The 12398-nt window shown below is 67.3% G+C and carries 9 protein-coding genes; 6 read left to right on the top strand and 3 right to left on the bottom strand.

The genetic code is table 11. From position 1 onward, the window contains the following. Positions 1-462 precede the first annotated feature (462 nt). The 5 genes from HWX62_RS25785 (at position 463) to vioA (ending at position 7363) form a co-directional block, all read left to right on the top strand. Positions 463-1620, top strand: a complete 1158-nt coding sequence (locus tag HWX62_RS25785; protein ID WP_175930910.1) for a flagellin — start codon at positions 463-465, stop codon at positions 1618-1620. Between the two features lie 132 nt (positions 1621-1752). Next, the gene (fliD, locus tag HWX62_RS25780; RefSeq protein ID WP_175930911.1) at positions 1753-3261 is read left to right on the top strand and encodes a flagellar filament capping protein FliD; all 1509 of its coding nucleotides are present in this window, start codon (positions 1753-1755) and stop codon (positions 3259-3261) included. A gap of 25 nt (positions 3262-3286) precedes the next feature. Continuing rightward, positions 3287-3586 carry a flagellar protein FliT gene (locus tag HWX62_RS25775; RefSeq protein WP_175930912.1) on the top strand — a complete coding sequence of 100 codons (300 nt, stop codon included), beginning with the start codon at positions 3287-3289 and terminating at the stop codon, positions 3584-3586. 257 nt (positions 3587-3843) lie between these two features. After that, entirely contained in the window at positions 3844-6192 is a 2349-nt protein-coding gene (locus HWX62_RS25770; protein WP_175930913.1) for a tetratricopeptide repeat protein, read from the top strand. Between the two features lie 28 nt (positions 6193-6220). Then, the gene (vioA, locus tag HWX62_RS25765) at positions 6221-7363 is read left to right on the top strand and encodes a dTDP-4-amino-4,6-dideoxy-D-glucose aminotransferase VioA (protein ID WP_175930914.1); all 1143 of its coding nucleotides are present in this window, start codon (positions 6221-6223) and stop codon (positions 7361-7363) included. A gap of 10 nt (positions 7364-7373) precedes the next feature. Here vioA and HWX62_RS25760 read toward each other — a convergent pair whose 3' ends face one another. The 3 genes from HWX62_RS25760 to HWX62_RS25750 all read right to left on the bottom strand — a co-directional run bounded on the left by HWX62_RS25760 (position 7374) and on the right by HWX62_RS25750 (position 11549). Then, positions 7374-8036, bottom strand: a complete 663-nt coding sequence (locus HWX62_RS25760; RefSeq protein WP_175931033.1) for an acetyltransferase — start codon at positions 8034-8036, stop codon at positions 7374-7376. Between the two features lie 93 nt (positions 8037-8129). Next, entirely contained in the window at positions 8130-10073 is a 1944-nt protein-coding gene (locus HWX62_RS25755) for a tetratricopeptide repeat-containing glycosyltransferase family protein (RefSeq protein WP_175930915.1), read from the bottom strand. A 333-nt stretch (positions 10074-10406) separates the two neighbouring features. Then, a complete protein-coding gene (locus tag HWX62_RS25750; protein WP_208458653.1) occupies positions 10407-11549 on the bottom strand; it encodes an MFS transporter in 1143 nt (380 codons plus the stop codon). A 146-nt stretch (positions 11550-11695) separates the two neighbouring features. Between HWX62_RS25750 and HWX62_RS25745 the strand changes: the two genes are divergently transcribed. After that, positions 11696-12127 carry a helix-turn-helix transcriptional regulator gene (locus HWX62_RS25745; protein WP_175930917.1) on the top strand — a complete coding sequence of 144 codons (432 nt, stop codon included), beginning with the start codon at positions 11696-11698 and terminating at the stop codon, positions 12125-12127. Positions 12128-12398 lie beyond the last annotated feature (271 nt).

Genomic DNA, 12398 nt, shown 5'->3' with positions numbered 1-12398 from the left:
CCCCACAACAGGCGAAACGAGCGGAAATACGGCCTCGGAGGCCGGAAAAGAGAGGCGGAAAGCACCGCGAGTACGCTTCACAACCGCGTGCAGCGCCGCGTTTGACTGCCAGCAGACATGCCGAAACCGGCAAAGGCGTGACAGAAAATCTCAATTCAGCCCGCCATGATAGCAGGGAATCACAGACAAAACCACCCTTTTGTCGGTCGCGCGTGCACAGCGTCGCGACTGCGTGCCGAGGCCGTGCCGGGCCGGTTTCTGCCCCCGTTTAATCCGGCGTCGCGCCGGGGCCGGTCCGAAATGACAAAGAAGGATAAAAAATCGGGCCGAATCTCCATGCACCCCTCAAGTTTTGTTTTGGTGCGCCGAAATCCTGCTCTGAGGCGGCCAGCAATGAACGAGTGCTTCCGCCGACGCCAAAACGGCTTTCCAGGGCTTTCGGCTTAAACAGGAGATTTTTTCATGCTCGGAATTAACAGCAACATCAACTCGCTGGTTGCACAGCAGAACCTCAACGGCTCGCAAAACGCCCTGTCCCAGGCAATCACGCGCCTGTCGTCGGGCAAGCGCATCAACAGCGCAGCGGACGACGCAGCAGGCCTCGCGATCTCGACCCGGATGCAGACCCAGATCAACGGTCTGAACCAGGGCGTGTCGAACGCCAACGACGGCGTGTCGATGATTCAAACGGCTTCGAGCGCACTGTCGTCGCTGACGAACAGCCTGCAACGTATCCGCCAGCTGGCCGTCCAGGCGTCGACGGGCACGATGTCCACGACCGACCAGGCAGCACTGCAGCAGGAAGTCGCGCAGCAGATCCAGGAAGTGAACCGTATCGCGTCGCAAACGACGTACAACGGCACGAACATCCTGAACGGCAACGCAGGCATCGTGTCGTTCCAGGTCGGTGCGAACGTCGGCCAGACGATTTCGCTGGACCTGAGCCAGAGCATGTCGGCGGCGCAAATTGGTGGCGGCCTCGTGCAGAGCGGCCAGACGGTCGGTACGGTCACGGGCCTGAGCCTCGATTCTGCCGGCAAGTACACGTCGTCGGGCGCAGCGATCACGGCTGTCAACGTGACGTCGGACGGCAAGGGCGGCTTCACGTACACCGACCAGAACGGCACGGCAATCACGGGTGCAACGGCAGCGGCGATCTTCACGACGTCGGCCGGTACTGCGTCCAACGGCGCAAGCGTCACGCAAATCACGATCAGCTCGAGCGCAACCAGCACGAGCATGTCGTCGGCGTCGCTCACCGCGATCTCCAACGCAGTTGCGCAAATCAACGCCGTCAACACGCCGAAGACCGTGTCGGGCCTCGACATCAGCACGGTCAGCGGTGCGAACGTCGCGATGGTGTCGATCGACAACGCGCTGCAGACGGTGAACAACGTGCAGGCGGCACTCGGCGCGGCACAAAACCGTTTCACGGCAATCGCCACCGCGCAGCAAGCGGAATCGACCGACCTGTCGTCGGCACAGTCGCAGATCACCGACGCGAACTTCGCGCAGGAAACCGCGAACATGTCGAAGAACCAGGTGCTGCAGCAAGCAGGCATCTCGGTGCTCGCGCAGGCGAACTCGCTGCCGCAGCAGGTCCTGAAGCTCCTGCAGTAATCGCGTAGCAACCCACGGCCGGGCCCCGCGTGATGCGCGGCCCGGCCGCAGTCACTTGGCGCGCGGGGCCTCGCCCCGCCGCCAGGTCTTCACCCAGAATCTCACGGATCATCCGCCGCACGGAGCACCACGATGTCGACGATCAATTCCGCCGTCACAGCCGCCAACAATTCGGCCAACAGCCAGCTGCAGCAGGCTGCCCAATCGATCATCAGCGGTTCGACCGGCAACTCGTCGATGGACGTCAACTCGCTCGTGACGGCACTCGTCAATGCGAAGACCGCCGGCCAGGCCGCCGCGCTCAACGCGCAGCAAAGCAGCGACAACACCCAGATTTCCGCGTACGGCGCGCTGTCGGCCGCGCTGAGCGCATTGCAGGCCAGCCTCACGACGCTGTCGAACGGCTCGCTGCAGAACACCTTCACCGCGACCGCGAGCGGCACCGGCCTCACCGCGACCGCGGGCGCCGGCGCGGTGGCCGGCAGCTATTCGGTCGGCGTCACGCAGATCGCGACGTCGCAGTCGCTGTCGTCGGCCGCGTTCGGCGCGTCGACCGCGCTCGGCACCGGCACGATGACGCTGTCGCTCGGCAGCCAGTCGTTCACCGTCGACGTGAACAGCACGAACAACACGCTGTCCGGCATCGCCGCCGCGATCAACACCGCGACCGGTAACCCGGGCATCGTCGCGTCGGTCGTCAACGGCAGCGACGGCGCCCACCTCGTGCTCAGCTCGACGCCGACCGGCGCGGCGAACACGATCGGCGTCGCGCTCAGCAACGTTTCCGGCGACAACGGCCTGTCCAGCCTCGGCGTCACGTCCACGGCCAGCACGACGGGCGGCCAGTCGACGATCACGTCGGCGAACGGCAGCGCCGCGTGGAAGCAGAGCACGGCCGCGCAGGACGCCGCGTACACGATCAACGGGATCGCCGGCACCAGCGCGAGCAACACGGTGACGAGCGCGATCACCGGCGTCACGCTGAACCTGACCAGCGCCGCCGTCAGCGCGACGCAACCGCAAACGCTGACGGTCGCCACCGACACGAAATCCCAGGCCGCCGCGATCAACAACTTCGCGTCGCTCTACAACACGCTCGTCACGACGATGGGCTCGCTGTCGAGCTTCACGTCCGGCGCGTCGTCGCAAGGCCCGCTGCTCGGCGACTCGACGCTGAACACGATCAAGAACGCGCTTGCATCGATTGTCGCGAGCGGCGTGAGCGCCAACGGCTCGACGGTCAACCTCGCGTCGATCGGCGTCACGCTGCAGGCCGACGGCACGCTCAAGGTCGACAGCACCGCGCTCAATGGCGCACTGCAGAACAATCCGACCGGTGTCGCGTCGCTGTTCAACTCGACCAACGGGATCGGCGAGCAGTTGACGACGAACATCACGAACTACACGAAGACGAACGGACTGATCGCCGCACGCACGACCGCGCTCAGCAACGATCTGAAGAACGTCGCCCAGCAGCAGACGACGCTGTCGAACTACGCGGCCCAGCTGACGAGCCAGTACCAGGCGCAGTTCACCGCGCTCAATACGCTGATGGCGACGATGAACAGCAATTCGCAATACCTGACCCAGCTGTTCGGCGGCGCGAACAGCGCCGGCGCGATGTCGAACAACAAGAGCTGACCGCTAGCCGGACGGGAGCACCCAGATGGAACAGACCGAACTGATTGCGCAGATCGACACGTTGACCGACGCGATCGAACACGCGGCCGCGATGGCCGACTGGGTCGAGGCCGTGCGCCTCGTCGATGCGCGCGGGTCGCTCGTCGCACGGCTCTCGACCGACCAGCCGCCCGGCGGCATCGCCGCGATCCGCCGCATGCAGGCCAGCAACGACCGCATCTTCGCCGACGCGCAACGCGCGCAGCGGGAACTGACCGACGAATACCAGGCGGCGATGAGCCGCGTGCAGGCCGTCGGCCAGTACCAGAGCATCGCGAACCGTTAAGACGCGCCGCGCGGCGTACTCGATACGCACGCGCCGCCAACCCGACAACAAGAACTACGCGCTGATGTGAGGGCGTGCTCGTTCGCCTCCCCGCCCGCCTCGTGCGGGCGTTTTTTTGGTTGCCGCCAAACGCGCCCCCCGGGCTCGGCCGACCGGTCAATCGGCCAAACTGACCGGGCTTTTCCCGTCACCTCGCGGCATCGGCGCGACGGCACGCTACCCATAATGGTATCGACCGACTTTCCGCAGATTTCATCATGCCCCCGTCCGATCCGTCCGCTACCGCCACGCTCACGCCCGAACAGCAGCTTGCGCAGGACATTGCGCTCGTCATGGATAACGCGCTCGAACGCCAGCGCAGCGGCGCATTCGACGAAGCGCAGGCGCTGTACGAGGCGATCCTGGACGCGGTGCCCGCGCACGCGGACGCGCACTACAACCTCGCGGTACTCATGGTCGATACGGGCCGTCCGGCCGACGCGGTGCCGCATTTCGAAGCCGCGCTCGGCGCCAATCCGGCCAACGGCTATTACTGGGTCAGCTACATCCACGCGCTGCACCGTAGCGGGCAGACGCCGGCCGCGTGGGTCGCAGTCGAGATCGCGCAGCAGCGCGGCGTGCACGGCCCCGCGCTCGACGGGCTGATCGCACAGATGGCGATGCCCGATACGATGCTCGCGACCGCCGCGGCCGCCATCGCCCCCAGCGGTGTCGACGCGGCGATCGTCGCGGAAACCGCCGTCACGCCGACCAGGTACGACGACACCGGCAAGCCGGTCCACCGCGCGAATCCGAACCTCCTGCAAAAGCACGCGGCGCTGTTCGGCAAGGGCAAGTACGCGGAAGCCACCGCGCTTGCACAACGGCTTGCCGCCGACCATCCGGACGACGGCGCATGCTGGCGTGCACTATCCGCGTCGTTGCACAAGGACGGCCGCTATGCGGAGATGATCGACGCCGGCCTGCGCACGGTCGAATTGCTGCCGGATGAAGTGCTCGTGCGCATCCTGCTTGCCGACACGCTGCGGGTGATGAGCCGTCTCGCGGAAGCCGACGAACAGTGCCGCCGCCTGCTCGAGCTTCAGCCGGACCACCCCGAGGGGCTGCGGATCCATGGCCTCGTGCTGTTCGCGCTGCGCCGCACGGACGAAGCGATCGCCGCCTGCCGGCGCGCCGTCGAGCTCGCGCCTGGCCACGCTGCCCCGAACGGCACGCTCGGGTTCGTGCTGCTCGAACAGGGCGCCACGCAGGAGGCGCTCGGATGGCTGCGGCGCGCGATCGAACTCGACCCGACCGACAGCGTGACCCACAGCAGCATGCTGTTCTGCATTGCGCACAGCAGCGATTTCAGTCCACAAGCGCTCGTCGCCGAACACCGTCGGTTCGGCCAGCGTTACGACAACCACAAGCGCAAGCGCACGGCCGGCTTCTCGAACTCGCGCGACCCGGCGCGCCGGCTGCAGGTCGGCTTCGTGTCGGGCGACCTGTTCGGCCACGCGGTCGCCTCCTACGCGGTGCCCGTGATCGAGCATCTCGCGGCCGATCCCGGCATCGCGATGCACTTCTATCACAACCACGTCGAAGAAGATCAGACCTCCGCGCGCTTCAAGGCCCACGCGGCGAACTGGCGCAACATCGCCGGCATCAGCGATCAGGCCTTCCTCGAGCGCGTGCGCAACGATCGGATCGACATCATGATCGACCTGTCGGGCCACACCGGCCGCAATCGGCTGGTCGCGCTGGCGCAGCGCGCGGCACCGGTGCAGGCGTCATGGATCGGCTATCCGGCCACGACCGGCCTCGCCGAGATGGACTATTACCTGACGGACCGCTTCGTCGCGCCGCACGGCGCATTCGAAGACCAGTTCGTCGAACGGATCGTGCGGCTTCCCGCGATCGCCCCCTACATGCCGCCGCCGAACTGCCCGCCCGTCAACATGCTGCCGGCGCTGCGCAACGGTCATACGACCTACGGCAGCTTCAACCGCCTGAACAAGCTGAGCCCGCACGTGATCGCGGTCTGGGCGCGCGTACTGCATGCGGACCCGACCGCGCGCATGGTGCTCGGCGCGATCGGCAACGACGGCGACCAGCACGCGCTGACCGAATGGTTCGCCGCCGCGGGGATCGATGCCGGCCGCCTGGCGTTCCACCGGCGCTCGAACATTCCGGTCTACATGCAGCAGCATCACGGCGTCGACCTCTGCCTCGACACATTCCCATACACGGGTTCGACGACCACGCTGAATGCGCTGTGGATGGGCGTGCCGACCGTGACGATCCCCGGCGCGACGATGGCCGGGCGCGGTAGCGCGGGCTGGCTGCAGCACGTCGGGCTCGATGCGTACATCGCGACGGACGAGGACGATTTCGTCGCGAGGGCGCTGGCGCTCAGCGGCGACACCGCCGCGCTACAGGCGCTTCGCGCCGGCCTGCGCGCGCGCTGCGGAGCGTCCGCCGCGTTCCGGCCGGCCGTCGTCGCGGCCGGGCTGTCGTCGGCGCTGCGCACGATGTGGACCCGCTGGTGCGCCGGCGAGCCGGTCACCGCATTCGACACGCCGCTGTTCGACGACGTGGCGACCGCACCGGCCGCGGTCGAGGCCTGAACGCCACGCGTTACCGAGAGAGACCATCATGACCGCCAGCCTGCCCGCGTCGTCCGTCGCGCAACTGCCGCACGAACGCATCTACGTCACGCAACCGCACCTGCCGCCGCTCGAGGAATTCCTGCCGTATCTCGAGAAGATCTGGGAGAGCCGCACGCTGACGAACGGCGGCCCGTTCCATCAGCAGTTCGAGCGTGCGCTGTGCGACTATCTCGGCGTGCCGTACCTGTCGCTTTTCGCGAACGGCACCCTCGCGCTCGTCACGGCGCTGCAGGCGCTGCGTATTACCGGCGAGGTCATCACGACACCGTACTCGTTCGTCGCGACCGCGCATTCGCTGCTGTGGAACGGCATCAAGCCGGTATTCGTCGACGTCGCGCCTGGCACGCTCAATCTCGACCCCGCGCGCATCGAGGCGGCGATCACGCCGCAGACCACGGCGATCATGCCCGTGCATTGCTACGGCAATCCGTGCGACGTCGACGCGATCCAGAAGATCGCCGACAACTACAACCTGCGTGTGATCTACGACGCGGCGCACGCGTTCGGCGTGCAGAACGCCGACGGCAGCGTGCTCGCGCATGGCGACCTGTCGGTGCTGAGCTTTCACGCGACGAAGGTGTTCAACACGTTCGAAGGCGGTGCAATCATCTGCCCCGACGCGAAAACCAAGCAGCGGATCGATCACCTGAAGAACTTCGGTTTCGTCGATGAAGTCACGGTCGTCGCGCCCGGCATCAACGGCAAGATGAGCGAAATCAACGCCGCGTTCGGGATGTTGCAGTTGCAGCACATCGACGGCGCGCTCGCGCGCCGCCGCGAGATCGACGCGCTGTACCGCACGCTGCTGACCGACGTGCGCGGCATCCGCTGTGTGCCGCTCGGCGGTCAGACCGTCGCGAACCACGCGTATTTCGCGATCCTCGTCGACGAAGACTATCCGCTCGATCGCGATGCGCTGTACCAGAAGCTGCGCGACTACGACGTGTATGCGCGCCGCTACTTCCATCCGCTGATTTCGGAATTTCCGATGTACCGCGGGCTGCCGTCCGCCAGCCGCGACAACCTGCCTGTCGCAACGGAAGCCGCGCGCAAGGTGTTGTGCCTGCCGATCTACCCGGCGCTCAGCGACGACATGGTCCGCCGCATCGTCGAGCTGATCGCTTTCTGACCCGTCGCGCTTACAGGTAACGCTCGTCGGCCGCACGCGCGCGGATCCGGCGCGCCGGGTTGCCGTACACGACCGTGTACGGCTCGACGTCGTGCAGTACGACCGCACCCGCGCCAACGACGCCGTGCTCGCCGACTGCGATCCGGTGCCGCAGCATCGCACCGAGGCCGATCGCCGCGCCGTGGCCGATCCGGCAGTTGCCGCCCGTGACGACGCCGGGTGCGAGGCTCGAGAAATCCTCCATCACGCCGTCGTGGTCGAGCGACGCATTCGTGTTGACGATGCAGCCTTCGCCGATCGAGCTGCCGGGGTTGATCACCGCGCCGGCCATCACGACCGTGCCCGCGCCAATCGTCGATGCCTTGCCGACACGCGCGGCCGGATGCACCGCCGACACGCGCGGCAGGCCCGGCACGAGCGCCGCGAGCCCGGTCGTCACATGCTCGCGCGCGTGGTTATCGCCGATGGCGACCAACAGCCCGGCGATCCCGAGCTTGTCGACCAGTTGCGGCAAATCCCGCTCGGCACCCAGCACCGCGTAACCGAGCGTCTCTTCGCCGGGGGGGCGAAACGAATCGATCAGCCCGGCGATCCGGTACCGGCCAGCCAGTTCGACGATGTCGATCACGACCTTGGCGTGACCGGAAGAGCCGACGATGACGATGTTTTCCACAAAGGCCTCGATTGATCCGATAAGCAGCGGCAACAGGGTCGCGTTTCGCGCAGTATGCCGTGTCGCCGCACCCGTGCCGCGCGTGCCGCCACGTCAGACGGTATGCGCCGCTTCGTCCGGCGTCACGGGTGCGGCTGCAAAATGCGCGGCAAACGCCCCCCGCAACCGCTCGGCCACCTGAATCCAGCTTTCGCCGCGCCCGCGCCGAAACAACCTCACCGTACCCGGATACCAAGGCGAATCCTCACGGTCGTGCATCCAGCGCCAATCCACGTCCTGATTCGGCAGCAGCACCCAGCAAGGCGTGCCGAGCGACGCGGCCAGATGCGCGCTCGACGTGTCGACGCACACCACGAGATCGAGTTGCGCGACGATCGCGGCCGTATCGGCAAAATCGTCGATCTCCGAGCCCAGGTGCAGCAACGGCAGGCCGCCCGGCGGCTGGCGCGCCTCGTCCTCGCCCTGTCCTTTCTGCAGGCTCACGAAGTTCACCCCCGGCACGCTCCACAGTGGCGTCAGCAGCGCCAGCGACGGCAGCGAACGGTGCGTGTCGTTGTGATGCTTCGGATTGCCTTTCCACACGAGGCCAACGCGCGGGCCGGCCGGCAACGCATCGAGGCGCGCGCCCCAGTGGGCGACGCGCGCCGGATCGGGTATGAACCGCACCGGCGGCGGGATCGTGTCGAGCGTCGTGCCGGCGTGCATCGGCGCGCTCAACAGGCTCGTCCAATAATCGAATTGCGCGGCCTGCGCGGTGGCCGTCTCGTGATCGAGCACCGCGTCGACGCCGTCGACCGCCTCCATCAGCCGATGCAGCGCCGGCTGGCACGCGAACACCACACGCGCCGCCCGCCTCGCGCGAAATTCCGCGAAATAGCGGCTGAACTGCAGCATGTCGCCGAGGCCGTCCTCCTGCCACACGAGCAGCGTCTTGCCGGCCAGCGGCTCGCCTTGCCACTGCGCGCACCGCAGCACCTCGCGGGTCCGGCGGTGCACGAACGTCGACTGCGCGTAACGCGACTCGTAGCGACGCCACCCTTCCTCGAATCGTCCGCGGCTGAGCAGCAGCGTCGCCAGCCCGAATCGCGCATCGTCGTAGTCCGCGCGCAGCTCGAGCGCACGACGGTACGCGCGTTCGGCGTCGTCGAGCCGGCCCGCATGCGCGAACGTCGTGCCGAGGTTGTAGTGCGCCTCGGCCATCCGCGGTGCTAGCGTCAGCGCGTCGGTAAACGCGAGGGCCGCTTCGTCGTGGCGGCCCTGCGCACGCAGCACACAGCCGAGATTGTTGTGTGCGTGCGGCAGGCCGGGCCGGCAGCGGATGGCGTCGCGATAGGCCGCCTCCGCTTCGGGCAGGCGATCGAGGTTCTGCAGCGCGATACCGAGGTTGTAATGCGCCTCCGGATGATCCGGACACAGTGCAATCGTCTGCCGGCAGGCCGCCTCCGCTTCCGGCAACCGCTGCATGTCGACGAGTATCGCGCCGAGATTCGCGTGCGCGAGCACATGGTCGGCGCGAACGGCGATCGCGAGCCGGTACGCGAGTTCCGCCTCCGCCGGCCGAACGAGGACGCGAAGCAGGTTGCCGAGATCGGTGAGCACATCGGGCGACCGCGGCTCGATCAGCAGTGCCTGCCCGAACGCCTGTTCGGCCTCGTCGAGCCGGCCGAGCGCTTCGAGCACCTTGCCGAGCCGATGATGATGCGACGCGCGCAACGGCATGACGGAGGCGAGCTGTCGACGCAGGAGCGCTTCGGCTTCGGGCAAGCGGCCCTGCGACATCAGTAGCGCGCCGAGGCCGTCATAGGGCGGTTCAAACGCCGGCATCGCGTCGATCGCGCACTGCCACCAGGCCTCGGCATCGGTCAGGCGGTTCAGGCCCAGCGCGCAAACGGCCGCGATGTGCAGCGCCGCGACGTCCCCCTCAGGTGCGTCGAGCAGCGGCTCGACGCACGACAGCGCGTCGGCGAACCGCCCGTTCTGGCACAGGGTCGCGGCGTGCTGAACACGCGTGGAAACGTCGGAAGCAGGCGTCGTCATGGAAGGCTGGGCAAAGCGGCGGACATTCATCCCGTCCGGCCGTCGCGGCGGCGGCCCGGCATGCGCGACGCGTGTCGCGCCCGGGCGACCGTTTCGGCACGGAGAGCGTCGATCGACAGGTTACCGAAGCATGCACGCACGCGATGCGACGATCTGAGCCCATTCCGTGCGGCTGTTCGGGCGATGAGCCTGCCGCCCCGCGCGTGGCGCGCCGGCGCAGAAGACGTCCCCGTATTCGATCGTGTATTGCAGATGGATGCCACGCGGCATCAATCGCGACCGACGCTTGGAGTGGTCGTTGCGGGCGATTCTCGCACAACGGAAAGGCGCAACTCAGGCAGTGGTCCGTCGCATCGCCCACGCGCCGCCGACCATTGCGGTGACGACCAGCACCAGCGCAAACGACGTCCCGGCGGGTGCCAATCCCACGCGGTCGATGAGATAGCCGGTCGCCACCGGCAGCAGGCCTGCCGGAATATAGCCGCCGATGTTGAGGACGGCATTGGCCTGGGCTCGATGGGTATCGGGCACATGCAGGCCGATCAGCGTCAATCCGCCCAATTGCCCGAGCCCCTGCCCGGCGCCGGCCAGCAATGCGGACACGATCAATGCCGGAACCCACGACGCATGAATCGCCAGCACCAGGCCGATCATCGCCAGGATCGTCGCCAACGCACTCGCCGCGAAGATGCGCGCGACCGGCCATTTCCGCACGGCGAACTGCACGCCAACCGCGGTGAAGAACATCGCGCATGCCATGCCGCCGGCGAGCAACGGGCTGCGGATGTCGAGCAGCCGGGCCAGCAACGACGGGCCCAATGCCAGCACGAACGAGGTCGCGGTGATGCCCGGGCCGAACGCGGCGATGCCGGACAGGACGTGGCGGCGGTTGGCAACCGGCACGTGCGGCAAACGCAGTCGAAGCGGCCCATTGGCCTTGCTGCGCGCCGGCAAGCGCGATGCCACCGCCAACGCGCTGAGCAGGATCAGCGCCTCCATGGCGAAGATGGGCAGCACGGGGTGCGCCAGCCACTGGACCGCGCCGCCCGCGCACAACGGCCCGAGGCCGGCGCCCAGCACCATCGCGATAGAGGCCAGCATGGCGGCCTTGGGCTTGCGTTCGGGGCCGCCCGCGTCGACCACCGCGGCCATGCCGGCCGAGACGATGACCCCCACGGCGACACCCGCCAGCAGCCGGCCCACCGCAAGCATCGCGATCGAATCGGCACCGGCAAAGAGGCCGCAGGCCGCCAGCGCCGCAAGCAGGCCGGGAATCAGCACCGGCCTGCGCCCGTAGTGATCCGATAACTGCCCGGCCACCAGCAGCGTGCCCAGCAGGCCGACGATGTAGAGCGCGAAGATCACGGTCAGCATGCCGGACGAAAAGCCCATCCGCTCCTGCCAATGCACGTAGAGCGGCGTAGTCGAGTTCGACAGCATGAAGACTGCAGTGATCATCCAGGCGACGGTCCCCATGCGTGCCGGGGATCGAGTACCAGCGCGGGATGAGCGTGCGCAAGCGGACGCGGAAGAATGCGGCATGACGACCCTCCTGTACGAGTTTTTTCGAACTATACCTTAGTTCGAAAAAACTCGTACAGGGTGCTATAGTGCGAAACATCATGACGAAAAAGCCTACGAACTCCCGAGCCGGGACGCTGCCCGTCACGCCGGCCGACCTCCCGGCGCCGCTGGATGAGCCGGCCATCGACGATCTGCGGCTCGAGCACATCCTGGCTGCGCTGGCCGATCCGCTGCGACTGTTCATCGTCCACAAGCTGATGATGGAGTCCGACGCCTACGACCATCCGTGCGGCTGGTTCGGCCTCGACCGGCCCAAGTCGTCCCTGACCCACCATTTCAAGGCCCTGCGGGAAGCCGGGGTGCTCCGCCAGCGCCAATACGGGCTCGAACGGCGAAGCCGGCTGCGCCGCGAAGATCTCGACGCACGCTTTCCGGGGTTGTTGTCGCTGGTGGAAAACTGGCAGCCGCCCGCCGACGCGCTTACGCATCAGCACGCGAACGTGAGGCGTGCTGCGAAGGCATCGGCCTAGTCATGGCCGCGGCTGAAGGGCGCGAAGAGCGAGGCGGAACAGCTCCCGAGACGCGCTCGAAGCGATGTCTGCGAAGATCCGCGAAAACCATGCCGCAGCGCTAGCGCGCGAACCCGCGCGCGCCGGCCTGCACGACTTCCGCGGGCACGACCGACGTCACGCCCAGGTGAGCTGGCACTCGTAGCAGCAGCACGCCGCTGCAGGTATCGAAGGAGCTGGGTGGATGGGAAACGCTGGCGCATCGGGTCGCGCCGCCGACGGCCGAGCCGGT

The sequence above is a fragment of the Burkholderia sp. BCC0506 genome (genome assembly GCF_902833145.1).
Classification (GTDB): domain Bacteria; phylum Pseudomonadota; class Gammaproteobacteria; order Burkholderiales; family Burkholderiaceae; genus Burkholderia.
Note: the sequence above shows the minus strand (reverse complement) of the source record. Positions and strands in the feature narration are given on the sequence as shown.